The organism is Novosphingobium aquiterrae (assembly GCF_042434435.1).
Lineage (GTDB): Bacteria > Pseudomonadota > Alphaproteobacteria > Sphingomonadales > Sphingomonadaceae > Novosphingobium > Novosphingobium aquiterrae.
Window position 1 is genome coordinate 1,051,837 of record NZ_JBHLTL010000001.1, and the last position, 23,181, is coordinate 1,075,017.

A 23,181-nucleotide genomic window follows, 5' to 3' on the forward strand; every position below is an offset into this window, starting at 1 on the left:
TAATAGCAGCCTAGTCTGAACCGCGGCTGAAATCACGCAGCGATTTCACCAGACGTTTCCGGCGGCAATCGCGCGCAATTCGGCCGGTGTCGACGAACGCCCGAGCACGGCATTGCGGTGCGGAAAGCGGCCAAAACGGAACACCATCCGGGCGTGCGCCCGGGCAAAGCGCAAGTTGGATGGATCGCCCAGCTCGGCAAAGCGGCGCAGGCTTTCGCGCTGGTCTGCCGGGTGTTCCGAATGCATCAGCGGCAGCAGGACGAATTGCGCGTGTCCCTTGGGCAGGCCTTGGTGCCAGCCGCGGGCAATCGCGCCGTGAGACAGTTCGCGGGCAATCGCGTCGAAGGCGAAGGCCAGGGGTGAATCGCGAAAGCAATTGCGCGGCACCTGATCGAACAGCAGGATCGCAGCCCGCGCGGTGTCCGGATCGCACAGGAATTCCGTTGCCGGACGAAACGACAGCGGGCCGGTCAGGTGCGCGAAACGTTCCCGCAGCAGGGCATCGACGCCATCGTTGCGGCCGTACCACTGGCTGGGTCGAAGCGTGTGGAACCAGGTATGAAGAAGATCGGCCGCCCAAGGCCGCGCGGTTTGCGCCACGCCGTCAGCCGGTGCCGCCAACGGTCAGCGCTTCGACCAGCAGCGTCGGCTGGCCAACCCCGGCGGGTACGCTCTGCCCGCCCTTGCCGCAGATCCCGACGCCTTCGTCGATCGCCATGTCGTTGCCGATGCCGATCACCCTGGTCAGCACCGTCGGCCCGTCGCCAATCAGCGTCGCGCCCTTGATCGGTGCGCCGAGCTTGCCGTTCTCGACCTTGTAGGCCTCGGTGCAGCTGAACACGAACTTGCCCGAAACGATGTCGACCTGCCCGCCGCCAAAGCTCTTGGCGAAAATTCCGCTCTTCATCCGGCTGAGCAGTTCGTCGGGGTTGTCGTTGCCGGCCTGCATGAAGGTGTTGGTCATCCGCGGCATCGGCGCGTGGGCATAGCTTTCACGCCGCCCGTTGCCGGTGGCGGGCACCCCCATCAGCCGGGCGTTGAGCCGGTCCTGCATGTAGCCCTTGAGGATCCCGTCCTCGATCAGCACGTTTTCCTGCGTCGGCGTACCCTCGTCGTCGATCGACAGCGAACCGCGACGACCCTGGCCACCCTGGCCAAGCAGCGTGCCGTCGTCGATCACCGTCACGCCCGGCGCGCCGACCCGCTCACCGATCCGGCCGGAGAAGGCGCTGGTGCCCTTGCGGTTGAAATCGCCTTCAAGCCCGTGGCCGACGGCTTCGTGGAGCAGCACCCCGGGCCAGCCGGGTCCGAGCAGCACCTGGCATTCGCCCGCCGGGGCCGCGACGCTGTCCAGATTGACCAGCGCCTGGGCCAGCGCGCTGTCGATCGCGCGGTTCCAGGTTTCGGGCAGGAACAGATCGTCGTAAAGCCGCCGTCCGCCGATCCCGAACGATCCGGTCTCGCGCCGGCCATTGCTTTCCGCGACGATCCCGACGTTGAGCCGGACCAGGGGGCGGACATCGTGGGCGACGAAGCCGTCGGCGCGGACGATCTCGATCACCGACCAGCTGGCTGACAGGCTGGCACTGACCTGGACCACCCGCGGATCGCGCGCGCGGGCGGCCGCATCGATCGTCTCGAGCAGCTTGACCTTCCGTTCGAACGGGATCGCGTCGAGCGGCGAGGCATCGGTGTAAAGGTGCCGGTTGCTCTGGCGCGGCGGCGGGGCGGGCTGGCCTTTCGCCGGATCGAGCAATTGCAGCGTTTCGCCCGCCCGCCGGATCGCCGCCAGGCTGATCTCGTTGGCGTGAGCAAATCCGGTCATCTCGCCCGACAACCCACGCAGGCCGAACCCGGCATCGCGCGAATAGTCGGCGGTTTTCAAGCGCCCATCATCGAAAGCGAACATCTCGCTGGCGATGAACTGCATGTACAGCTCACCATCGTCGCAGCGATTAAGCGTTTCACGGGTCACCGCCAGCGCCTCTTCGGGCGTGATCATGCGGTAGAGGAGCGAGCGGGGATCGGGCGCGGTCATGACCCCGATATAGGGCGCCGGACCGGCAAAGCCAGTGCCGCTATCAGGGATGCGGCGTGTTGCTGCTACCCGCGCTGATATCCATGTCGGAGACGGCGTCATCCGCCGGGCCGCCCTTCAGCACGAAACGCTTGTCGCAATAGCCGCAGTCGACATAGCCGTGTTCGTCGATTTCCAGCCAGACGCGGGGATGGCCCAGCGCCGCGCCGCCGGGGATGTCCTTGGCCCCATCGCAGCTGACGCGGGTGGTGGTGACGAAAGCGGTTTCGGGGGCGGTGCTCATGGCCGCGCCATAGCGAGAGCCGCGGCCCATTTCCAGCCTTTACGAACGCCGCCAATCGCCGCAAAGCAGCGCGCATGGACAATCCCGCCGCGATCTCGATCCGCGACCTGACCAAGGTCTATGCCGCACAGGGCGGCGCCCCCGCCAAGCATGCCTTGAAGGGCGTCAGCTTCGACGTACCGCAGGGGCAGATCTTCGGCCTGCTTGGCCCCAACGGCGCGGGCAAGTCGACCCTGATCAACATCCTGGCGGGGCTGGTGATGAAGACCGGTGGCAGCGCGAATATCTGGGGCTTCGACATCGACCAGCACCCGCGCAACGCCAAGCGTTCGATCGGGATCGTCCCGCAGGAGATCGTCTTCGATCCCTTCTTCACCCCGTTCGAGGTGCTGGAGAACACCGCCGGGCTTTACGGCGTGCCCAAGGCGGCGCGGCGCAGCCTGGAAATCCTGAGTGAGGTGCATCTCGCCGACAAGGCCAATGCCTATGCCCGCACACTGTCAGGGGGGATGAAGCGCCGCCTGCTGATCGCCAAGGCGCTGGTCCACCAGCCGCCGGTGATCGTGCTGGATGAGCCGACCGCCGGGGTCGACGTCGAACTGCGCCGCCAGCTGTGGGACCTGGTGGGTGAGCTCAATGCCGAAGGGGTGACGGTGGTGCTGACCACCCACTACCTCGAGGAAGCCGAGCAATTGTGCGACCGCATCGCGATCATCAACCACGGCGAACTGATCGCCAACAAGCCGACCCGCGAACTTGTCGGCATGGCGCGCGAAAAGGTGGTGGTCCTGACCCTTGACCGAGACCTGGCCGAGCTGCCCGCCAGCGCGACCTTCCTGAAGTGCGAACGCGCCGGCGAGCGCACGATCGAGGTGACTTACAACAAGGACCAGACCAACGCCGGCGAGGTACTGGCCCAGTTGCAGGGGCAGGGCTTCGGCATCGTCGACGTGACCACGCGCGAGGCGGATCTTGAAGACGTTTTCGTCAGCCTGACCAGCCAGGCGGCGGCGGCGTGACCCACGACGTCATCATCGTCGGCTCCGGCGCGGCGGGCCTGACCGCGGCGCTGGCGCTGGCCGAGAAAGTAAGGGTCCTGGTCCTGGCCAAGGGCGAGCTGACCGGAGGATCGACCGCCTGGGCCCAGGGCGGAATCGCCGCGGTGCTGGACGAAGGCGACACCTTCGAAAACCACATCCGCGATACCATGGTGGCCGGCGCCGGGCTCAACCGGCTGGAAACGGTCGAGTTCGTGATCGAGCGCGCGCCTCACGCGATCCAGCAGCTGATCGACCTGGGCGTGCCCTTCAACCATGAGGGAAATGAGCTGCACCTGACCCGCGAGGGCGGGCATTCGCACCGGCGTATCGTCCACGTTGCCGATGCGACCGGGTGGGCGGTGCAGGAAGCGCTGCTGAAAGCGGCCACCGCGCACCCCAACATCACCCTGCTGCCGCACCAGTCGTGCATCGACCTGATCACCGGCAAGCACGAGGAACGCTATTCCGGATCGGGCCGGGTCTGGGGGGTCTATGCCCTCAACGAGAAGACCGGCAAGGTCGAGGCGCATGTCGCCCGCGCCACGATCCTGGCCACCGGCGGGGCCGGCCGCGTCTACCAGTTCTCGACCGCGCCGCGCGGCGCCACCGGCGACGGCATCGCCATGGCCTGGCGCGCGGGGGCACGCGTCGGCAACATGGAAATGATGCAGTTCCACCCGACCTGCCTCTACAATCTGGAGGTCAAGAACTTCCTGATCACCGAGGCGGTGCGCGGCGAGGGCGGGCGGCTGATCAATCCCAAGAGCGGGCACCGCTATATGCCCGACTATGACGAGCGTGCCGAACTGGCCCCGCGCGATATCGTCGCCCGCGCCAACGATGCCGAGATCAAGCGGGACGGGCTCGACTTCGTTCACCTCGACATCAGCCACCAGCCGCCGGAATTCGTCCGCGAACATTTTCCCAACATCTATGAAAAGCTGATCGGCCTGGGCATCGACATGACCAAGGGGCCGATCCCGGTGGTCCCGGCACAGCATTATACCTGCGGCGGGATCGTGATCGACCTTGACGGCCGCACCGACCTGCCTGGGCTCTATGCCGCGGGCGAATGCACCGAAAGCGGGCTGCACGGCGCCAACCGCCTGGCCAGCAACAGCCTGCTGGAGTGCTTCGTCTTTGGTGAGGCCGCGGCCAAGGACATCCTGGAACGTTGGGACCATTTCGATGCCCCGCCGCCCGTCCGCGCCTGGGACGAGAGCCGGGTGACCGATTCCGATGAAGAGGTGATCATCAAGCAGAACTGGACCGAGATCCGCCGCTTCATGTGGAACTATGTCGGGATCGTGCGCACCACCAAGCGGCTGGAGCGCGCGGCCCACCGCATCCAAATGATGTTTGGCGAGATCGAGGACTATTACGGCCACTTCCGCGTCTCGACCGACCTCATTGAACTGCGCAACCTGCTGCAATGCGCCGATCTGATCGTGCGATCGGCCTTGTCGCGCCATGAAAGCCGGGGGCTGCACTATACGCTGGACTATCCCGCGACGCTGCCGGAAGCAAAAGACACCATCCTGGTCCCGTGATCCGGAAGCGTTGACGCAAAGCTGAAACATTTGGCCTATAACGGCGGCGAATCGATGACCGACCGCGACTCTGAGATGAATGACGAACAGCGCAGGGCGGTGAATGCCAGCCTCGCGCAGGAGCGTGTGGTCGCCGCGCAGACCGGACTGTTCACAGCCGCCGAAATGATGATCGCCCGCGGCGCTATCAAGGAGCTGGACGCCCTCATCGCTGGGGCTGCCCCCGACGATGCCGAACGGCTGCGCGAACACCTTGGCCTGGGTCTTGGCGGCGCTCTGATCCCGGTGCGCAAAACGAGCGACGAGCTGGCGCCGGGGTGGAAGGAAGGTGGCTATCCCTACAAGTACAAGATGTTGCGCCAGGATTACGAGCGGGAGAAGTTCCTGCTTCAAGCCGAACTGCTCAAGCTGCAGACCTGGATCAAGGATACCGGCGCGCGCGTCGTGATCGTGTTCGAGGGACGCGATGCGGCCGGCAAGGGCGGCACGATCAAGCGTTTCATGGAACACCTCAATCCGCGCGGGGCGCGGGTTGTCGCGCTGGAAAAGCCCAGCGATGTCGAACGCGGGCAATGGTATTTCCAGCGCTATGTCGGACACCTGCCGACCAAGGGCGAGATCGTGCTGTTCGACCGGTCGTGGTACAACCGCGCCGGGGTCGAACACGTCATGGGCTTCTGCAGCGATGAGGAATACGACGAATTCCTGCGCGAAGCGCCCGAGTTTGAGCGCAATCTGGTGCGCAGCGGTATCCATCTGATCAAGTTCTGGTTTTCGGTCAGCCGTGAGGAGCAGCTGCGCCGCTTTACCGAGCGCAAGATCCACCCCTTGAAGCAGTGGAAGCTCAGCCACGTCGATGTTGCGAGCCTCGACAAGTGGGATCGCTATACCGAGGCGAAGGAAGCCATGTTCCGCGCCACCGATACCGACCTGTGCCCGTGGATCGTTATCAAGAGCGACGACAAGAAGCGCGCGCGCCTTAACGCGATGCGCTTTGTGCTGAACAGCCTGCCCTACGAAGGGCGTAGCGATCACGTGGTCGGCAGTTACGATCCGCTGCTGGTCGGCCGTGCCAGCAAGATCTTCGAACGCGGCGAACAGGCGACACTTCCCGCAGCCAAGGAATGATCCCGCTTGCCAAGCGGCGCGCAGCGCGCCAGCCTTGGCAAAGCACAGATGGGGAGCATTCATGCCGCAGGTCCACGCAAACGGAATCGACATCCATTACGAAGCGCACGGCGATCCGGCGAACCCGCCGCTGCTGCTGATCATGGGGCTTGGCGCGCAGTTGACGCTGTGGCCGATCGAGCTGGTCGAGGCGCTGGTCGCGCGCGGCTATTACGTGATCCGCCACGACAACCGCGACATCGGCCTGTCGACCAAGTTTACCGAGCACGGCGTCCCCAACGTGCGCCGGGTCGCGCTGATGCGGCTGTTCGGGCTGCGTGCCAGGCTGCCTTACCGGCTGACCGAGATGGCCGCCGATGCGGTCGCGCTGCTCGACACGCTGGGGATCGCCAAGGCCCATGTCGTCGGCGCTTCGATGGGCGGGATGATCGCCCAGCTGGTTGCGGTCGGCTATCCCGACCGGGTTCTCTCGCTGACCTCGATCATGTCGACGACAGGCAATCGCCGCCTGCCTCCGCCGCGCAAGGAGGCGCTGGATGCGCTGATCACCCCGCCCCCGCCGAACGCGACGCTCGAACAGATGATCCCCCATGTACTCAAGATTTCCAAGGCGATCGGCAGCCCCGGCTTTCCGCCGAACGAGGAGCGGGTCAAGGAACGCATCGCCAATGATTACGCCCGCAGTTTTCACCCGACCGGACCGGGGCGTCAGCTTGCCGCGATCATCGATGATGGGGACCGCCGCAAACGGCTTGCCGCAGTGACCGCGCCGACCCTGGTGATTCACGGGGCTGACGATCCGCTGGTCCCGGTAGAAGGCGGCAAGGATACGGCCGAGGCCATTGCCGGCGCGCAGCTCAAGATCATCCCCGGCATGGGCCACGACCTGCCGCTGGAACTGGTCGACGAAGTGGCCGACGCGATTGCGGGTATCGCGCGGTAGGCTCTAATCCGGCTGCCACAGCATCGACCAGAAATGCGGACCGCCGCGCGGCACGTCCCATTCCTGTGTCACGGCAAAGCCCAGCCGCTGGTAAAGGCCGATGTTCTCTGGCGTGGCGGTTTCCAGGTAGATCGGTCGGCCCTTGCTCCGCGCCTGCTCGATTCCGGCGCGGATTGCCGCTCCGCCCCACCCGCGCCCCTGAAAGGCAGGATCGACTCCGGCGAAATGGAGATAATCGTATGCGAGGTCATTGGGGTGGTGCGCCTCGATCGCGCCAGACATCGCAAGCGCGCGCAGCAGGTTTGGCCCCAAGGCACTTAGAAAGCCGGGCAGGCCGCGCAGCAGCTGCCACGGGCTGGTGTGGATCGAAGCGCCCGCGCGCCACAGTGTAACCGCCTCGCATCCCGGCGATGCCAGGCACCACCCTTCGGTCAGGTCTTCGCCGGTCAGCAGATCGAACAGCCGCGGCAGGCGTCTCAGGCGGTCAGCCCGGTCGGGCATGATCCACGCCATTGCCGGATCGTCGACGAAGGCCGCGGACAGGGTCGCGACCAGCGCCGCCCGATCGGTGGGTGCCGCCCTGGCAATCGGCGGCAGTGCGCGAGCCGGATTGCTCAGAAATGCCACCCGAAATGGCGCCCGATGAAGATCAGCAGCATGGCTCCGATGATCGAGGCCAGGCAGCCGGCGCGATGAAAGCCGTCACCGGTCCTGCCGCGGGTTGTCACCAGTCCGGCCAGCAGCGACCCGGCAATGCCCAGCAGGATGGTCATGCCCCACCCCATGTCGACTGCTCCGGGATAGAAATAGCGCGCCAGCGCGCCGATGATCAGACCGCTGAAAATCGCCCCGATGATGTTGAACATGGATTTGTGCCTTTCGATGGAAACCGACGTCAGGATAGCCGGTGTCTTAGTGTAATCAAGCGGCAAGGCGCGGCCGTGAAGCAGTGTCGCACGCCGACTTCCCGCAACAAAATTTCCCCGCCCGATTCTATCGCTGTCAACGCCTGGGGGCACCTGTCCCCGGACATAATTTTTTTCACAGATTCACTTTGACTCTTGCGCCGCGCGCCAGTGGCGCTTTTCCCGCGCGTCGCTGACTCCAGCGCGCCTCAGCAGCCTGTTCCGGCGGCTGCCAAAGGGGTTATCGTATGATTTACCCTCTTGCGCCGGAGTCAGGGTTAGGCACTATAGATAGTGGTCGGACAAGCCGGGGGGCTCAAGACTTAGATTCATTCGCAAATTCGCGCCCGGCGCGAGCGGGGGGATTCGGGCCTTGGACACGGTGTTGTGCGGGACCAGTCTGGGGATCGAATGGGGATAAGTTTTTCCCCTTTCGTTCTCCCATTCTGGTAGGATCGGGGTTTGCACACCGATTCGAACACATAGAGAACAAGCGGCGCCGCTACAGCGGCCGCCAGGACAGTGGATGACGGGGGCAATAGTGGATTTCAGAAACGGAGAAGAGCCGGGCATGGCCGAACTTGAAGCAACGCTGGACGATATCACCACGACCGGCGAGGCGGCCCCCGCGCAGCAGCACAAGGAGGCGGGCAAGCGCCCGGCAATGGCCATGGACAGCAAGACCGATGCCGGATCGGCGGACCTGATCGACAAGCTGGGGGCTGAGGCGCTGGCCGGGGCGATGGGCGAAATGGCCAAGGCCGTGTCCAAACCCACCGACGACAGCAAGGCGATCCACGATCGCCGCTTCGCGGTCGAGGTCGACCACGCCCGCGATGCGCTGCTGACCGATTTCGGCAAGGAAACGCTCGACGATCGCTACCTGCTGCCGGGCGAGCGCTATCAGGATCTTTTCGCGCGCGTCGCGGCGGCCTATGCCGACGATCAGGACCATGCCCAGCGCCTCTATGATTATATCAGCCGGCTGTGGTTCATGCCTGCCACCCCGGTGCTGTCGAATGGCGGCACCAACCGCGGCTTGCCGATTTCGTGCTATCTCAACTCGGTCAGCGACAGTCTTGAAGGGATTGTCGGGACCTGGAACGAGAACGTCTGGCTGGCGTCGCGCGGCGGCGGGATCGGCACCTATTGGGGCAATGTCCGCGGAATCGGCGAGCCGGTCGGCCTCAACGGCAAGACCAGCGGGATCATTCCCTTCGTCCGGGTGATGGACTCGCTTACGCTGGCCATTTCGCAGGGTTCGCTGCGCCGTGGTTCGGCCGCGTGCTACCTCGATATCTCGCATCCCGAGATCGAGGAGTTCCTCGAGATCCGCAAGCCTTCGGGCGACTTCAACCGCAAGGCACTAAACCTCCACCACGGCGTGCTGCTGACCGACGACTTCATGGAAGCCGTGCGCGACGGGGCCGAATTCGCCCTCAAGTCGCCCAAGGACGGCTCGGTCCGCGCGACGGTCGATGCCCGCGCATTGTTCCAGAAGCTGGTCGAGACCCGCCTGGCCACGGGTGAGCCCTATATCGTCTTCTCCGACACGGTGAACCGGATGATGCCCAAGCATCACCGCGACCTGGGGCTCAAGGTATCGACCTCGAACCTGTGCTCGGAAATCACCCTGCCGACGGGCAAGGACCACCTCGGCAACGACCGCACTGCGGTGTGCTGCCTGTCCAGCCTCAACCTGGAAACCTGGGAAGAGTGGAACAAGGACGAGGTCTTCATCGAAGACGTGCTGCGCTTTCTCGACAATGTCCTGCAGGACTATATCGACCGCGCCCCCGACGAGATGGCCCGCGCCAAGTATTCCGCGGCGCGCGAACGTTCGGTCGGCATGGGGGTGATGGGCTTCCATTCCTACCTGCAGAAGAAGGGCGTCGCTTTTGAAAGCGCGATGGCCAAGGCGCTGAACATGAAGATGTTCAAGCACATCGCCGCCAAGGCCGATGAGGCCAGCCTGATGCTCGCCCAGGAACGCGGCGCCTGCCCCGATGCCGCCGACATGGGCGTGATGCAGCGCTTCAGCTGCAAGATGGCGATCGCCCCGACCGCCTCGATCTCGATCATCTGCGGCGGCACCAGCGCCTGCATCGAGCCGATCCCGGCCAATATCTACACTCACAAGACGCTGTCGGGCAGCTTCGTGGTCAAGAACCCCTACCTTGAAAAGCTGCTGGCTTCGAAGAGCAAGGATTCGACCAACGTGTGGAATTCGATCCTCGAACGCGGCGGTTCGGTTGCGCACCTCGACTTCCTCTCGCCTGAGGAAAAGGCGGTCTACAAGACCAGCTTCGAGATCGACCAGCGCTGGCTGCTCGAATTCGCGGCCGACCGCACCCCCTATATCGACCAGGCCCAGTCACTGAACCTCTACATCCCCGCCGATGTCGAGAAGTGGGACCTGATGCAGCTGCACTTCCAGGCCTGGGAAAAGGGCATCAAGAGCCTTTACTACCTGCGCTCGAAGTCGGTCCAGCGCGCCGGGTTCGCCGGCGGCGTCGAAGCGGATAACACCGCCGAAGCGCCGAAGATCGAACTCGCCGCGCAGGAAACCGACTACGAGGAATGCCTGGCCTGCCAGTAATGGCAAGCCCGGTATCCGAGCGGCTGAAGGGAGCCTTGGCGATGGACCAGAAAGCAGGATGCAGCGCGGTCGGACTGGCCGTGGCGGCGGTGATCGTTGCCGCCTTCCTGATCGGCTGGCCGCAGTACCGCGTCTACCAGCAGCGGCTGGCGGGCGAGGCCGCGCTGGCCGAGGCGCAGAGCAGCCGCCAGGTCGCGATCCTCGAAGCGCGGGCCAAGAAGGAAAGCGCGATCAGCCTCGCCGAAGCCGAGGTGATCCGCGCCGAGGGGGCGGCCAAGGCCAATGCCATCCTGCAGAACTCGCTCGGCGGGCCCGAAGGCTACCTGCGCTATCTGCAGATCCAGGCGCTGGAGAACACCAAGTCCTCGCTGATCTACGTGCCGACCGAAGCCGGACTGCCGGTGACCGAGGCACGGCGCCTCGACCAGCGCTGACGGGTGGGTCTCGGCTCGCCCCTGACGCTCGGGATCGGGCTGGTCCTGCTGGCGGTCGGCGCGGTGACGCTGCTGGGCGCTCTGCGCGGCGATCAGTCGAACCAGCAGTCGGTCTATGGCCGGCGCATCGTCGGGATGATGCTGACCGCCGGGGGCCTCGCGCTGACGGTGTTCACCCTGGCGCTGGGGCACTGGTCTTGAGCCGCGCCGCGGCGGTTACAATTGGCGACACGGCAGGGGCTTGCCCCGCGTGCCGCGCTCGGCTTGTTGTTGCGAACGATTCGCAACAACCAAGGAGAATGATACGTGCGTAAATACCATCGCTGGCTTTCGGTGATTTTCGGGGTGTTCCTGCTGTGGATCTCGATCACCGGGGTGATCAGCCAGATCCCGATGTGGGGCGAAATGTTCGGCGGCGAGGGCGACGCCGATCGCCCGGTCGCGGCCGCGCCTGCGGTCCCGGCCGGCTTCACCTGCCCTGAAAGCATGGTCTGCCGCCCCAAGCCGAGCGGCAGCCGCTCGTGGGTCGGGGTGGTCCACCACCTCCATTCGGGCGAGACCTTCGGCCCGCTCGGCACGGTGATCGCCACCCTGTCGGGGCTGGCGCTGGTGTTCTTTTCCTTCTCGGGGCTGTGGCTCTACATCCAGATGTGGCGCAACCGGAAGGACCGTGCGCTCAAGCCCGGGTGGTTCTGGAAATGAGCCGCCGCGCTATCCCCAATTCGCTGCCGCGCCGCCCCTTTGGGCCTGTGCGCCTTCACCCTATACTGACCGCTTAACCGGAGTCGTTTCCCATGCCCCTGCTCGAAGCCCGCAAGACCTACAAGCCGTTCGAATATCCGTGGGCTTACGACATGTGGAAACGCCAGCAGCAGATCCACTGGATGCCCGAGGAAGTGCCCCTGGGCGAGGATTGCCGCGACTGGGCGCAGAAGATCAGCGACCATGAGCGCAACCTGCTGACGCAGATCTTCCGCTTTTTTACCCAGGCCGATATCGACGTGCAGAACTGCTATCACGAGCAGTACGGCCGCGTGTTCAAGCCGACCGAGATCAAGATGATGCTGGCCGCGTTCAGCAACATGGAAACGGTCCACATCGCCGCCTACTCGCACCTGCTCGACACCATCGGCATGCCCGAAAGCGAATACGGCATGTTCCTCGAGTACGAGGAGATGCGCAACAAGCACGATTACCTCGCCCAGTTCGGGGTCGACAATGACGAGGATATCGCCCGCACCCTGGCGATGTTCGGCGGCTTTACCGAAGGGCTGCAGCTGTTCGCCAGCTTCGCCATGCTGATGAACTTCCCGCGCTTCAACAAGATGAAGGGCATGGGCCAGATCGTCACCTGGTCGGTGCGCGACGAAAGCCTGCACTGCGAAGGCATCACCAAGCTGTTCCACGCCTTCGTGGCCGAGCGCAATTGCCTGACCAAGGCGGTCAAGGAAGACATCATCGACTGCTGTCAGAAGACCGTGCGGCTGGAAGATGCCTTCATCGACCTCGCCTTCGAACAGGGCCCGGTCCCGGGGATGAGCCCCAAGGAAATCAAGCGCTACATCCGCTACATTGCCGACTGGCGGCTGGGCCAGCTGGGCCTGCCGGCGATCTACATGGTCGAGGACCACCCCCTCCCCTGGCTCGCGCCGCTGCTCAACGGCGTCGAACACGCCAACTTCTTCGAAACCCGCGCGACCGAATATTCGAAGGGCGCGACCAAGGGCAACTGGCAGGACGTCTGGTCCAGCTTCGACCAGCGCCGCAAGGCCAAGGGCAGCGAAGTGATCGCCGCGAACGAAGCGGGCGAAGCCGGAAGCGAGCCGGATATGTTCGGCGGGGCCGGTGTGGCGGCGGAGTAGAGTTGCCGCCCGGGCATCCCCGGGCACTCCGCCCAATTTAACCGCGCGATGAAATTGCCGGTAGACTCGCCCTGCGCGCGCGGCCACCTTGGCGGGGCACAACGCACAGCAGGGAGAGAACGATGCCCGCCTATCTGGTTTTCATCAAGGAACTCGAACACGATGCCGCGACTATGGCCGACTATTCGGCCAAGGCCGGGCCATCGCTGGCCGGCCACGCCGGCACGCCGCTGGCCTATTACGGTGCGATCGAGACGCTTGAGGGGCCCGAGGCCAAGGGCGCGGTGGTGGTCCAGTTTCCGACGATGGACGAAGCGCGGGCCTGGTACCAGTCCGACGCCTATCAGGACGCGCGCAAGCTGCGCTTTGCCGGTGCAGACTATCGCGTGCTGCTGATCGACGGGCTCTAGCGCCGCACGCCCCGGCGGCAGGCAATGGCCTGTCTTCCCCGCATCACCTGCCGCCCGGCAGGTGGGCGGCGGGCTTGTTGATTCAGATCATGGCAGGTGCGCCGCGGCGTGTTATTCGGTCACGACAAGCAACCGGAAAGGACCGCTTCATGACCAGCCGCACCGCCACCGTCGTTCACCGCACCACCGTGATGCTGGGCATCGCCGCCGTGGTGGCGCTTGGCGCCTGTTCGAAGCAGCAAGCCACGGCGCCGGCCGAAGTCGAAGCCCCTTCGACCGATTTCATTGCCGAGAACCCGACCGAGCCTGCTGTCCCGGTCAACCTGCCGACCACCGCCATGACCAACGTTCCGGCCGGTGAGGCAGCGCCGGCCTCCTCGGCCAGTCCGACGAAGTAAGACCGCGCAGGCTCAGTCGCTCCAGCGCCGCTGCGGCGCCGCGCCCCCGCCGTGGACGCCCAGCAACACGCGCTGCATATCGCCCTGCTCGCGCCGCAGCAGCACCAGCAGGTAGGCCATCAGGAAGCCCCCGCCGAGCAGGAAGGCGGCGACAGCCAGCGCCCAGCCCCGGCCGCTCCACCCGTTGCGCCACCCGGTCCACAGGCCGGACAGCGCCAGCATGGTCATGAAATCGGCATTGAACTGGCCGGGCCAGTGGCCGCGCGCCATGTCGCCGAAGAACACCGGCAGCAGGTTCAGCCCGTCGCGCGCAATGACCAGCGCGGTGAAGGCGACCAGCGCGGTCCAGGCGAGGATCAGGTACAGGCGAAAGGCAGTCATCGGTCGGCTCCCCCAAGTTGCGTGCAGCATAACACCTTTGCCGCCGCGCGCGAGCCATCAGACGGGGGCTGCGTGCGCCGGATGGGATATCGCCTGGCCGGATGCCGGGCGGACTTCGCATTGCCAACGCTCCAGCCCGGTTGCACATTATGCAAATGATTCGATCAGCCTTTGCTCTGGTTTGCCTGTTCGCCGCCATGCCGGCGACTGCATGCAGCGTCGTCCGCACCTACCGTGTCCCGACCAATCTCGAGCTGGCTGGTAAGGCCGAGCTTATCGTGCTTGGCCGCGTAATCGGCGGACAAAAGATGAGCGATGGCACGATGGACGGCGTGAAAATCGTGATCCAGCCATTGTCGGCGCTGAAGGGGGCGCTGCCGCCCGCGCCGATCACGCTTCCTGGACTGTCGCTGGCACCGGACCGCTTTGCGATCCTGTCCAACCCCTATGAACTTCACCAGGCCCATCCGCTGTCATATATCGGGGGCTGCATTCGCTATATGTTTCCGATGGGAACTACGGCCCTGTTCTTCCTGTCGAAGGAGGACGGCAAATGGCGGCCGGCTGGTGGGCCTTTTTCGCGTTGGGCCGAGGATGCGCTCGACCCTCAGGGCCCTTGGCCATTGTTGACCGGGCTTTATGTACGTGCCGCCATTCTTCCCGAAGCGGAGCGCAAGGCGCTGCTCGAAGCGGAACGAGCGCGCTATGCGGCAAATGCTGCTGATCCGGTGAGCCGCTTGATCGCGGCCGATATCGAGCGTCAGCTCAAGGGGCCTGAAAAGCCTTGGAATGACCAGATGCAGGACATGATGGCAACGCCCGAACCGGCTGATCCTTCGACCACCAGTTCGGCGTCAGCGCAATCCGCAGCGCGACAGGCTGCGCTGGACGCGCGGGATGCTGCGGAAGCTGCCGCTGCCGAACTGCAGGCCCAGGCAAAGAGCAAGCGTCGCAAGTAAGGGCCCTTCCGCCAGACAGGACACCGCGATAAGCCTGCCCGCTAGACCGCCACGGCCAGTTCGGTCGCCTGCTGGATCGCGCGCTTGGCGTCGAGTTCGCCGGCCTCATAAGCGCCGCCGATCAGCTGCGCGGTTACGCCCCTTGCAACGAGATCGTCATAGAGCGACCGTTCGCTTTCCTGCCCGGCGCAGACGATGACCGTGTCGACTGCCAGCAACGACGGCTCACCGCCGATCGTGCAGTGCAGTCCGGCATCGTCGATCCGGACGTATTCCACGCCCGAGACCATCCGCACGCCGCGGCGCTGCAGGGTCAGCCGGTGCGTCCAGCCGGTGGTCTTGCCCAGCCCCTGGCCGACGGGGGTGGCCTTGCGCTGGAGCAGGGTCACCTCGCGGTCATTGCGCGCGACCTGCGGTTCGATCCCAGTCACCCCGCCGCGCGGGTGGTTGGTGAAATCGACCCCCCATTCGCGGGCGAAGACGTCGACGTCCATCGCCGCGCTGGTCCCGGCGTGGGTGATCAGCTCGGCCACGTCGAAGCCGATCCCGCCCGCGCCCATGATCGCGACCTTCTGCCCGACCGGCGCATCGCCGCGGATCACGTCGATGTAACGCACCACCTTGGGGTGATCGATCCCTGGGATGGCCGGGGTGCGCGGGGTGATCCCGGTGGCGACAACCACCTCGTCAAAGCCCTCCGCCGCCAGCGCCGCCGCATCGGCGCGGGTGTTGAGCCGCAGGTCGATCCCGTGGACTTCGATCATCCGCGCGAAATAGCGCAGAGTCTCGTGAAATTCCTCCTTGCCGGGGATGCGCTTGGCGAGGTTGAACTGGCCCCCGATCTCGCCCGCCGCGTCGAACAGCGTGACGCTATGGCCGCGCTGGGCGGCAATGGTGGCATAGGCGAGGCCGGCCGGTCCGGCCCCGACCACGGCAATCCGCCGCGGCGCAGCGGCCGGGGTAATCGCGATGTCGGTTTCGCGGCAGGCGCGGGCGTTGACCAGGCACGAGGTCAGCCGGCCGGTGAAGGTGTGATCGAGGCAGGCCTGGTTGCAGGCGATGCAGGTGTTGATCTGATCCTCGCGCCCGTCGAAGGCCTTGGCGACCAGTTCGGCATCGGCCAGCATCGGCCGCGCCATCGAGACCAGATCGGCGTCGCCGCGGGCCAGCACCTCTTCGGCCACCTGCGGCATGTTGATGCGGTTGCTGGTGATGACGGGAATCGACAGTTCCTTGCGCAGCCGCCCGGTCACCCCGGCAAAGGCCGCGCGCGGGACCATGGTGGCAATCGTCGGGACGAAGCTTTCGTGCCAGCAGAAATGGGTCGAGATGACGTCGACGCCCTCGGCCTCGAGCGCCTTGGCCAGGCTTACCACTTCGTCCCAGGCCAGCCCGCCCTGGAGCATGTCCATTGCCGAGATGCGGAAAATGAAGATGAAATCGGGGCCGACCGCGGCGCGCACGGCGCGCACCACCTCAACCGGGAAGCGCATCCGGTTCTCCCACGATCCGCCCCAGCGGTCGCTGCGCTGGTTGGTCTTTTCGACCAGGAAGGTGGAGATGAGGTATCCGGCCGAGCCGATGATCTCGACCCCGTCATAGCCCGCCGACTGGGCCAGCCGGGCGCAGTTGGCGAAGGCGGCGATCTGCTCGGCGATGCCCTCTTCGTTCAGCTCATTGGGCTGATAGCGCGCGATCCGCGACTTGACCGGGGACGGCGCAACGCAGTCCGGTGTCCCTGCCAGCGGCCCGGTATGCAGGATCTGCATGACGATCTTGACGTCGGGGGCGGCAGCGTGGACCGCGCCGGTCACCTGGCGATGCATCGCCGCGTCATTGTCGTTCAGCAGCTTGGCCCCGTGGCCCGCAACCGGGTGAGGGCCGATCCCGCCGGTGATGATCATCCCGACCCCGCCCTTCGCACGCTCGACAAAGTAGGCCGAAAGTCGTTCGGCCGCATCGGGCAGGTCTTCCAGGCCCGTGTGCATCGAACCCATCAGGATGCGGTTCTTGATCGTCTGGCTGCCGATCTGCAGCGGCGAGAAGACGTGCGGATAACGCGGGTGCGGGGTCATCGGGCGGCTTTCATTCAGGAGCATAGACGGGCGCGCGCTTTTCGATGAAGGCGCGCATGCCTTCGGCAAAGTTGGCGCTTTTGGCGCACATCAGCTGGTTGCGGTTCTCGATCGCCATGGCGCTTTCCAGGCTGCCCGCGTCGATCGCCATGACCAGCCCTTCCTTGGTCATTCTGAGGCCCATTGGCGAAGCGTGGAGCAGGTCGTCGATCCACGGCTGGGCTGCGGCCTCGAGCTGGTCGTCGGGGACCACTTCGGCGACCAGCCCGGTCGCCAGCGCCCGCGGGGCGTGAAGGAAGCGCCCGGTCAGCATCAGTTCGGAGGCGATCGACGCGCCGACCAGCCGGGGAAGGAAATAGCTGACCCCCATGTCGCAGGAAGACAGGCCGATGCGGATGAAGGCCGCGTTCATCCGCGCGCTTTCCCCGGCCAGGCGGATGTCGCTGGCCAGGGCAAAGGCAAAGCCGCCGCCGCAGGCCGGGCCGTGGATCAGCGAGACGATCGGCTGCGGGCAGCGGCGCATCTTGATGTAGACGTCGGCCAGCCAGCCCTGGAAGCCGAAGCCGCCGCCGAACGGCACTTCGCCGCGCGCATGCTCCTTGATGTCGAGCCCGGCGCAGAACGCCTTGCCCGCGCCGCGCATGACCACGACACGGACTGAGCCGTCGTGATAGAGCTTGCCGAAATAGTCGTTGAGCTCACCGACCATCGCCGCGTTGATGGTATTGAGCGCGTCGGGCCGGTTCAGCGTCAGCCAGTCGGCCGCGCCGCGCTTTTCGACCGTGATCGTCTGATAGTCGGCCGCCATGTCCCGCTCTCCCGCGTTTGTTTAATCGATCGATTAAACGGCTCGGGCAGGCAAGGCAAGCGGTTAGCTTTGCGCCGCGATCCAGTCGCGCACGGTCTCGGCGGCCTGCTGGACGTGGCCGGGCTGACCGAAGTAATAATGGTTGGCCCCGGCAATCGTGCGGTGTTCGATGCTGCAGCGGCTGGCCGCCGCCATCAGCCGCGCGGCGTGGCTGGGGGTGCAGGCATCGTCGGCGCCGTTTTCGATCACCAGCATCGGACAGGCGATCCGCGCCGCGCACTTGAGGCCGTCGGCCTGGCTATCGTCGTAGGACCACTGCGACAGCCACGAGCGCAGCGTGGTGAAGCGCGCCAGGCCGACCGGCCCGTCGTTGACCACGAAGGGATCGCCGAGCATGCAATGGTTCGGCATGCGCTCGTTGGGATCGACCGTGGGATCGAGCCAGCGCGGGTCCGCCATGGTCCCCTGGACGGTGAAGCAACGCTCGAGGTTCTCCAGTCCCTGGGCCTTCAGATCGGCCAGCTGGTCCTTGACCCAAGCGGTGATGCGGCGGTTGCGGGCGATCTGGCGAGCACGGTATTCGGTCAGGAAATCCAATGAATAGGGCGGCTTGGGGCCATCGGCAGCATAGAGGTTCCACGCCGGATTGCGCTCGAACGGGCGGCCTTCGTCCTCGATCGAGGGGTCCATCCACTCGGTCAGGGTCAGGTTGCGCGAAAGATGCGCGGCGAGCAGCATGACCCCGTCGGCCGGAATGAACTTTGCCGCGGTGAGGTCGTAAGGGTCGCCCGCCGGGGTGTGCGTGACGCGCGGATCCTGGGCTTCGGCCTGGTAGAACATCGACAGCGATCCGCCGCCCGACCATCCTCCGAGATAGACCTTTTTGTAGCCCAGCCGCTCTTTTGCATCGCGGACGCAGGCGCCCAGGTCCATCACCGCGCGCTCCATGATCAGCGCGGTGTCGTTGCCGCGATAGCGCGGGTTGCAGTAGATCGTGTGGACGCCCATTTTCGCCAGCTGGCCGACCAGCGGCAGATAGGCGCCACCGCCGATCGGGTGCGAAAAGATCACCACGCTGTCCGACGGCACATCGGGCTGGAGCAGCTGGCATTCGACCGCGACCTTGCCGATCGCGCCGCCATAGGTGTCCTTGAAGGCGCTCGTCTCGTCGAACACCACCAGGTAAGAAATCCGCTCGTAAGTACCTGCCATCTTTGCCCCCATCAGGACCGGAATTGTGCCAGCCGGTGCGCCGCTTCGTCCAGCATTACATCGTCCTTGGCAAAACAGAGCCGCAGAAAGCCGCGCTCGGGCTGCTCGGCATAGAAGGCCGAAACCGGGATCGCGGCAACGCGGGCCTCGGCGATCAGGCGCTGCGCCACCGCCTCGTCATCGGCCGGCAGACCCGAGGCAGCGAGATCGATGGTCACGAACCACGTACCGCTGGCGGGCAGCACGCAATAGCCGGCGGCGGTCAGGCTGTCGCACAACCACGCCCTTGCCGCGGCATAGCGCTGGCGGTGCGCGCGGTGCCAGTCCGGCGGCAGAGCCAGCCCTTCCGCCACCGCCCATTGCAGCGGGGTGGCAGTGGTGAAGGTCAGGAACTGGTGCTGCGCCGCCACCGCAGCGGCGAGCGGCGGCGCGGCCACGGCCCAGCCGACCTTCCATCCGGTCAGCGAGAAGATCTTGCCGGCCGAGCCGATCTTGACCGTCCGCTGCGCCAGTGCCGGAATGTCCAGCGCCGAGCAATGCGGCGTACCGTCGAGGATCATACCCTCCCACACCTCGTCGCAGACCAGCCAGAGGTCATGCGCCGCGCACAGGGCACCGATCGCCTCGAGGGTGGCACGGTCGAGCACGGTGCCGACCGGGTTGTTCGGGGTGTTGAGCACGATCCCGCGGGTCTTCGGCCCCAGCGCCGCAGCCAGTGCCGCCGGGTCGAGCGTCCAGTGCGGCGGGGCCAGGCTGACATAGCGCACCGTGCCCCCGGCCCGCGTGACCAGCGGGGCATAGGCATCGTAGCAGGGCTGGACCAGGATCACCTCGTCCCGCGGCGCCACCAGCGCCAGCAGCGCAGCCGCCAGCGCCTCGGTCGCGCCCGAGGTGACGACGATCTTTTCGGGATCGATCGCCTGCCCTTGCTCGCGCGCATAGAACGCCGCAATCCCGGCACGCAGCTCGGCCAGGCCGCGCATCGGCGGGTACTGGTTCGACCGCTCGGCCAGCGCACGCTGCGCCGCGGCGATCAGTTCGGGCGGATCGGGCAGGTCGGGGAAGCCCTGGCCCAGGTTGATCGACCCGGTCTCGCGCGCCAGGGCCGACATCCGTTCGAACACGGTGGTCGCGCGCGGTACGGCCAGTCGCTCTGCCAGGCTGGTCATCGCTGCGCCCGTGCCGGCAGGCGAACCTGCAGCAGCGCCAGCGCGGCGAGCATCAGGAAGCCGATCGCCGCGGCCTGGGCCGGGGCATAGGTCGCAAAGCGGTCATAGGTCGCACCGAAGCCGATTGCGCCGGTGGCGGTGCCGATCCAGCCGAGCCCCGACATTGCCCCGTAGATCGTCCCATAGCGTGCGAGGTCAAAGCGCCGGGCCACGAAGTAGGCGAAAATGCCGATATCGGCGCCCTGCAGCAGACCGATCAGCCCGGCAGCGAGCAGGACCGCAGCAGTGCCGCTCTGGCCGGAGAGCAGCAGGATGAAACCAAGCGCCGGAATGGCGTTGAGCATGGCGGCGACCAGCCGCGGATCGAACCGGTCGAGCAGCAGCCCGCCGCCGACCTTGCCCATCAGCTGTCCCACGGCAAAGGCCGATATGCCCAGCGCCGCGGTCGCCGCGCCGTGTCCCTGGGCCTGGATCATCGGCGATAGCTGGCTGATCGCGCCCGAGATCGCCACGGCGGCCAAGATGTTGGCCGCGGTCAGCAGCCAGAAGTCGGGCGCACGGAAAAACGACCGGTCGCCAGCTTCGGATACCAGCGACAGCGCCGGCACGGTGCGCAGCGGCTTGTCCGCGCTGCGCGGGAACAGCGCCAGCACCATTGGAATGCCGACCACGACGGCGATTGCCGCCAATGCGATATAGCCGCTGCGCCAGCCGTCTTCGCGTATGATCCGTTCGAGCAGCGGCGGCACGACAATCGTGGTGATCGATACACCCGCCCCGACCAGCCCGAGCGCCAGCCCGCGGGCAGCGCGGAAGTGGGCATTGACTGGCCGGGTCAGCACCACCACCGCACTGCCCCCGCCGACAAAGCCGACCGCGGCAATCGCCCCGGCCAGCCCGAGAATCGAGTTCACCCACCAGGCCACGAACAATTCGATCAGCCCGACCACCAGCGTGCAGCCAAGAAAAAGCGCCCGGAAGCCGATGCGATCGGCGAGATAGCCCATCACCGGCGCGCCCAGCGCCGCAGTGACGATCAGTGACTGGACCAGTCCGCCCTGCCCGCGGGTCAGCCCAAGCTCGTGCGAGATCGGCAGCAGGAACAGGCTGAAGGTGAAGAACATCAGCGACACCCCGGTGCCGTTGGCCACCGCGCAGGCGGCGACGATACGCCAGCCCAGGCGCCATTCGCCATCGCTCTGCGCCGGGCTCACTCCTCGACTGCGAAGGTAATCTCGGCGTGATCTTGCAGGCGCTTGACCAAAGCTTCGCCCAGCAGTGCGCCCGGGGTCGCCACCCCGCCCGGCGCGGTGCAGCTGAGCAGGGCGATGCCGGTTTCGGCGATCATCCGGCTGGTCGAACCATAGCCCGGATCATAGCGACCCTTGACCCCATAGCGCAGCCTTTTGCCATCAGGCCACTCGCCGATGAACAGTACGTCGTAGAAGCCGTTCTCGCGCTCTTCCTGGCTCGGCCCCTCGCCCGGTTTGGGCGGCTTGGCACCGAACGGGTTCTTGAGCATTTCACCGATCGCATGGGCGGCCTTCTCGCCAAGCTCGCCGGCGCTGGTCAGCATCATCTCGTCGTACTTGAAGTCGGCGCCATAGGGGTGGCCGAGCAGGAAATTGGTGCGGTGGACGTTCTTGGTATTGATTGTCGCCATGATGAACGGCGCGGCCCACTTGCCGACGCTCTCTTCGTATTCGGGCATCAGGCCCATCGGCTGCGACGGCCCTTCGAAACCCGGGGTCAGCCCGAACGGGCTTTGCAGGATCGGGATCAGCTTGGGGTTCTTGGCCACCGCCTTCATCGTTTCGGTCAGGCTCGCCGCAGTCCCGCCCGAGAACGTGCCCTGCATCCCCCGCACCCGGCCCTTGACCCGCGGCGCCGGGCTGCCGTGGCGCGCCACCGCTTCCTTCTGCAGCATCAGCACACCGAGATCGAACGGGATCGAATCGAACCCGGACGAGAACGCGATCCGCGCGCCAGAGGCCTTGGCCGCTTCGTGATAGGCGTCGATCATCTGGCGCATCCACGCCGGTTCGCCGCACAGGTCGGCATAGTCGGTTCCGGCTTCGACGCAGGCCTTGACCAGCGGTTCGCCGTACAGCTGGTACGGCCCGACCGTTGTCACCACCACCCGGGTGCTTTCCGCCATGGCCTTGAGGCTGGCGGGATCATCGGCATCGGCAACGATCAGCGGGGTGTCCGCCGGCGCGCCGATCAGGTCGCGCACTTCAGCGAGCTTGGAGGCACTGCGCCCGGCCAGGGCCCATTTCGGGCCCCCACTTTTTCCAGCGCCCTGATAGTGGTGCGCCAGGTATTCGGCCACCAGCCGCCCGGTATAGCCGGTCGCGCCGTAGACGACGATATCGTAGGGGCGTGATGCCTTTGCGGTGCCAGTCATGATCCTCCGTGCGGAGCGATCATCCCCACCAGCGGCGCTTGCGCACCTCGGGCACTCCGTCGCCATCGACATCGGTCACTACCGCGCCGGGGTCAACCCGTCCCGTACGCACCCCTTCGGCCATGCCCTCGGCGCGGGCGGCGCGCAGTTCGGCTTCGTGGGCCTGGCGCTGCGCCGTCAGCGTCGCGACCTCGCCCTTGCGGGCCAGCCGCATCCGGTCCCACGACCACCACATCTGGCTGTGGGCAAAGACCAGCAGCAGCCCGCCCATGATCGCCGCATTCTTCAGCGCCATGGTCAGCTGCATCGGATCGGAGAAGCGGCTGTGGAAGAACAGCGTGGCCAGCGCGGTGAAGCCGAACAGCAGAACCGCGGTCAACCGGGTCATCAGGCCAAGCGCCAGGGCCAGGCCGGCCAGCACTTCGAACATGCCGGTGGGAATGGCCAGGCCCGGGGGCAGCCCGGCGCCGGTGATCATCGCTTCGAACGTGGCAGGGCTCATCAGCTTGCCAATGCCCGAGACAATGAAGATCGCCGCAATCAGGATCCGTCCGATGACGGCAGCCAGGGTAGACATGAC

25 protein-coding genes are annotated in these 23,181 nt (G+C 65.9%); 12 read left to right on the plus strand and 13 right to left on the minus strand.

Features of this window, described 5'->3' with window-relative positions:
• Positions 1-45 precede the first annotated feature (45 nt).
• From ACFFF7_RS05020 to ACFFF7_RS05030, 3 genes are read right to left on the minus strand one after another with little or no spacing between them, the layout of a single operon-like run.
• Positions 46-621, minus strand: a complete 576-nt coding sequence (locus ACFFF7_RS05020) for a DUF924 family protein (protein WP_379480257.1) — start codon at positions 619-621, stop codon at positions 46-48.
• A complete protein-coding gene (tldD, locus tag ACFFF7_RS05025) occupies positions 605-2,038 on the minus strand; it encodes a metalloprotease TldD (protein ID WP_379480258.1) in 1,434 nt (477 codons plus the stop codon). Before tldD ends, ACFFF7_RS05020 begins: the two co-directional genes overlap by 17 nt.
• 43 nt (positions 2,039-2,081) lie before the next feature.
• Entirely contained in the window at positions 2,082-2,321 is a 240-nt protein-coding gene (locus ACFFF7_RS05030) for a zinc-finger domain-containing protein (RefSeq protein ID WP_379480259.1), read from the minus strand.
• Positions 2,322-2,395: 74 nt separating this feature from the next.
• On the opposite strand from ACFFF7_RS05030, the gene ACFFF7_RS05035 reads away from it, so the two are divergent.
• From ACFFF7_RS05035 to ACFFF7_RS05050, 4 genes are all read left to right on the plus strand, one after another.
• Entirely contained in the window at positions 2,396-3,340 is a 945-nt protein-coding gene (locus tag ACFFF7_RS05035) for an ABC transporter ATP-binding protein (protein WP_379480260.1), read from the plus strand.
• Complete coding sequence (gene nadB / locus ACFFF7_RS05040; RefSeq protein ID WP_379480261.1) at positions 3,337-4,911, plus strand: L-aspartate oxidase; 1,575 nt, start codon at positions 3,337-3,339, stop codon at positions 4,909-4,911. Before ACFFF7_RS05035 ends, nadB begins: the two co-directional genes overlap by 4 nt.
• Positions 4,912-4,965: 54 nt before the next feature.
• The gene (gene ppk2 / locus ACFFF7_RS05045) at positions 4,966-6,039 is read left to right on the plus strand and encodes a polyphosphate kinase 2 (RefSeq protein ID WP_379480262.1); all 1,074 of its coding nucleotides are present in this window, start codon (positions 4,966-4,968) and stop codon (positions 6,037-6,039) included.
• Between the two features lie 61 nt (positions 6,040-6,100).
• Positions 6,101-6,982, plus strand: coding sequence for an alpha/beta fold hydrolase (locus ACFFF7_RS05050; protein ID WP_379480263.1), 882 nt, complete (start codon positions 6,101-6,103; stop codon positions 6,980-6,982).
• 3 nt (positions 6,983-6,985) lie between these two features.
• Here the strand turns inward: ACFFF7_RS05050 and ACFFF7_RS05055 are convergent, their stop codons facing one another.
• Together ACFFF7_RS05055 and ACFFF7_RS05060 are read right to left on the minus strand one after the other, a co-directional pair.
• The gene (locus ACFFF7_RS05055; protein ID WP_379480264.1) at positions 6,986-7,609 is read right to left on the minus strand and encodes a GNAT family N-acetyltransferase; all 624 of its coding nucleotides are present in this window, start codon (positions 7,607-7,609) and stop codon (positions 6,986-6,988) included.
• Positions 7,597-7,848: a GlsB/YeaQ/YmgE family stress response membrane protein gene (locus tag ACFFF7_RS05060; protein ID WP_379480265.1), complete on the minus strand. Its 252-nt coding sequence runs from the start codon at positions 7,846-7,848 to the stop codon at positions 7,597-7,599. Before ACFFF7_RS05060 ends, ACFFF7_RS05055 begins: the two co-directional genes overlap by 13 nt.
• A gap of 610 nt (positions 7,849-8,458) precedes the next feature.
• On the opposite strand from ACFFF7_RS05060, the gene ACFFF7_RS05065 reads away from it, so the two are divergent.
• From ACFFF7_RS05065 to ACFFF7_RS05095, 7 genes are all read left to right on the plus strand, one after another.
• Entirely contained in the window at positions 8,459-10,486 is a 2,028-nt protein-coding gene (locus tag ACFFF7_RS05065; protein ID WP_379480266.1) for a ribonucleoside-diphosphate reductase subunit alpha, read from the plus strand.
• 41 nt (positions 10,487-10,527) lie between these two features.
• Complete coding sequence (locus ACFFF7_RS05070; RefSeq protein WP_379480267.1) at positions 10,528-10,920, plus strand: SPFH domain-containing protein; 393 nt, start codon at positions 10,528-10,530, stop codon at positions 10,918-10,920.
• Between the two features lie 3 nt (positions 10,921-10,923).
• Positions 10,924-11,121, plus strand: a complete 198-nt coding sequence (locus tag ACFFF7_RS05075) for a hypothetical protein (RefSeq protein ID WP_379480268.1) — start codon at positions 10,924-10,926, stop codon at positions 11,119-11,121.
• Between the two features lie 105 nt (positions 11,122-11,226).
• Positions 11,227-11,622, plus strand: coding sequence for a PepSY domain-containing protein (locus ACFFF7_RS05080; RefSeq protein ID WP_379480269.1), 396 nt, complete (start codon positions 11,227-11,229; stop codon positions 11,620-11,622).
• A 92-nt stretch (positions 11,623-11,714) separates the two neighbouring features.
• A complete protein-coding gene (locus ACFFF7_RS05085; RefSeq protein ID WP_379480270.1) occupies positions 11,715-12,782 on the plus strand; it encodes a ribonucleotide-diphosphate reductase subunit beta in 1,068 nt (355 codons plus the stop codon).
• Between the two features lie 122 nt (positions 12,783-12,904).
• Entirely contained in the window at positions 12,905-13,192 is a 288-nt protein-coding gene (locus ACFFF7_RS05090; protein WP_379480271.1) for a DUF1330 domain-containing protein, read from the plus strand.
• 149 nt (positions 13,193-13,341) lie between these two features.
• Positions 13,342-13,590: a hypothetical protein gene (locus ACFFF7_RS05095; protein ID WP_379480272.1), complete on the plus strand. Its 249-nt coding sequence runs from the start codon at positions 13,342-13,344 to the stop codon at positions 13,588-13,590.
• A gap of 12 nt (positions 13,591-13,602) precedes the next feature.
• Here the strand turns inward: ACFFF7_RS05095 and ACFFF7_RS05100 are convergent, their stop codons facing one another.
• Positions 13,603-13,971 (minus strand): hypothetical protein, encoded by a 369-nt coding sequence (locus ACFFF7_RS05100; protein WP_379480273.1) that lies wholly within the window; start codon positions 13,969-13,971, stop codon positions 13,603-13,605.
• 155 nt (positions 13,972-14,126) lie between these two features.
• On the opposite strand from ACFFF7_RS05100, the gene ACFFF7_RS05105 reads away from it, so the two are divergent.
• Positions 14,127-14,930: a hypothetical protein gene (locus ACFFF7_RS05105; RefSeq protein ID WP_379480274.1), complete on the plus strand. Its 804-nt coding sequence runs from the start codon at positions 14,127-14,129 to the stop codon at positions 14,928-14,930.
• Positions 14,931-14,971: 41 nt separating this feature from the next.
• Here ACFFF7_RS05105 and ACFFF7_RS05110 read toward each other — a convergent pair whose 3' ends face one another.
• The 7 genes from ACFFF7_RS05110 to ACFFF7_RS05140 form a co-directional block, all read right to left on the minus strand.
• Complete coding sequence (locus ACFFF7_RS05110) at positions 14,972-17,005, minus strand: oxidoreductase (protein ID WP_379480275.1); 2,034 nt, start codon at positions 17,003-17,005, stop codon at positions 14,972-14,974.
• Positions 17,006-17,015: 10 nt separating this feature from the next.
• The gene (locus ACFFF7_RS05115) at positions 17,016-17,813 is read right to left on the minus strand and encodes an enoyl-CoA hydratase/isomerase family protein (protein WP_379480276.1); all 798 of its coding nucleotides are present in this window, start codon (positions 17,811-17,813) and stop codon (positions 17,016-17,018) included.
• Between the two features lie 63 nt (positions 17,814-17,876).
• Positions 17,877-19,025, minus strand: coding sequence for an alpha/beta fold hydrolase (locus tag ACFFF7_RS05120; RefSeq protein ID WP_379480277.1), 1,149 nt, complete (start codon positions 19,023-19,025; stop codon positions 17,877-17,879).
• Between the two features lie 11 nt (positions 19,026-19,036).
• Entirely contained in the window at positions 19,037-20,194 is a 1,158-nt protein-coding gene (locus ACFFF7_RS05125) for an aminotransferase class I/II-fold pyridoxal phosphate-dependent enzyme (RefSeq protein WP_379480278.1), read from the minus strand.
• Positions 20,191-21,408 carry an MFS transporter gene (locus ACFFF7_RS05130; RefSeq protein WP_379480279.1) on the minus strand — a complete coding sequence of 406 codons (1,218 nt, stop codon included), beginning with the start codon at positions 21,406-21,408 and terminating at the stop codon, positions 20,191-20,193. The genes ACFFF7_RS05125 and ACFFF7_RS05130 overlap by 4 nt, the downstream gene beginning before the upstream one ends.
• Positions 21,405-22,601, minus strand: a complete 1,197-nt coding sequence (locus tag ACFFF7_RS05135; RefSeq protein WP_379480280.1) for a saccharopine dehydrogenase family protein — start codon at positions 22,599-22,601, stop codon at positions 21,405-21,407. Before ACFFF7_RS05135 ends, ACFFF7_RS05130 begins: the two co-directional genes overlap by 4 nt.
• A 19-nt stretch (positions 22,602-22,620) precedes the next feature.
• A complete protein-coding gene (locus tag ACFFF7_RS05140; protein WP_379480281.1) occupies positions 22,621-23,178 on the minus strand; it encodes a DoxX family protein in 558 nt (185 codons plus the stop codon).
• Between the last annotated feature and the right edge of the window lie 3 nt (positions 23,179-23,181).

Excerpts from the sequence above, each read along its gene's own strand:
- ACFFF7_RS05030 (WP_379480259.1), bottom strand. The coding sequence starts at position 2,321 with ATGAGCACCGCCCCCGAAACCGCTTTCGTCACCACCACCCGCGTCAGC.
- ACFFF7_RS05050 (WP_379480263.1), top strand. The coding sequence starts at position 6,101 with ATGCCGCAGGTCCACGCAAACGGAATCGACATCCATTACGAAGCGCAC.
- ACFFF7_RS05105 (WP_379480274.1), top strand. The coding sequence starts at position 14,127 with ATGATTCGATCAGCCTTTGCTCTGGTTTGCCTGTTCGCCGCCATGCCG.
- ACFFF7_RS05090 (WP_379480271.1), top strand. The coding sequence starts at position 12,905 with ATGCCCGCCTATCTGGTTTTCATCAAGGAACTCGAACACGATGCCGCG.
- ACFFF7_RS05110 (WP_379480275.1), bottom strand. The coding sequence starts at position 17,005 with ATGACCCCGCACCCGCGTTATCCGCACGTCTTCTCGCCGCTGCAGATC.
- ACFFF7_RS05125 (WP_379480278.1), bottom strand. The coding sequence starts at position 20,194 with ATGACCAGCCTGGCAGAGCGACTGGCCGTACCGCGCGCGACCACCGTG.
- tldD (WP_379480258.1), bottom strand. The coding sequence starts at position 2,038 with ATGACCGCGCCCGATCCCCGCTCGCTCCTCTACCGCATGATCACGCCC.
- ACFFF7_RS05115 (WP_379480276.1), bottom strand. The coding sequence starts at position 17,813 with ATGGCGGCCGACTATCAGACGATCACGGTCGAAAAGCGCGGCGCGGCC.
- ACFFF7_RS05070 (WP_379480267.1), top strand. The coding sequence starts at position 10,528 with ATGGACCAGAAAGCAGGATGCAGCGCGGTCGGACTGGCCGTGGCGGCG.
- ACFFF7_RS05095 (WP_379480272.1), top strand. The coding sequence starts at position 13,342 with ATGACCAGCCGCACCGCCACCGTCGTTCACCGCACCACCGTGATGCTG.
- ACFFF7_RS05085 (WP_379480270.1), top strand. The coding sequence starts at position 11,715 with ATGCCCCTGCTCGAAGCCCGCAAGACCTACAAGCCGTTCGAATATCCG.
- ACFFF7_RS05135 (WP_379480280.1), bottom strand. The coding sequence starts at position 22,601 with ATGACTGGCACCGCAAAGGCATCACGCCCCTACGATATCGTCGTCTAC.
- ACFFF7_RS05065 (WP_379480266.1), top strand. The coding sequence starts at position 8,459 with ATGGCCGAACTTGAAGCAACGCTGGACGATATCACCACGACCGGCGAG.
- ppk2 (WP_379480262.1), top strand. The coding sequence starts at position 4,966 with ATGACCGACCGCGACTCTGAGATGAATGACGAACAGCGCAGGGCGGTG.
- ACFFF7_RS05100 (WP_379480273.1), bottom strand. The coding sequence starts at position 13,971 with ATGACTGCCTTTCGCCTGTACCTGATCCTCGCCTGGACCGCGCTGGTC.
- ACFFF7_RS05035 (WP_379480260.1), top strand. The coding sequence starts at position 2,396 with ATGGACAATCCCGCCGCGATCTCGATCCGCGACCTGACCAAGGTCTAT.
- ACFFF7_RS05140 (WP_379480281.1), bottom strand. The coding sequence starts at position 23,178 with ATGTCTACCCTGGCTGCCGTCATCGGACGGATCCTGATTGCGGCGATC.
- ACFFF7_RS05060 (WP_379480265.1), bottom strand. The coding sequence starts at position 7,848 with ATGTTCAACATCATCGGGGCGATTTTCAGCGGTCTGATCATCGGCGCG.
- ACFFF7_RS05120 (WP_379480277.1), bottom strand. The coding sequence starts at position 19,025 with ATGGCAGGTACTTACGAGCGGATTTCTTACCTGGTGGTGTTCGACGAG.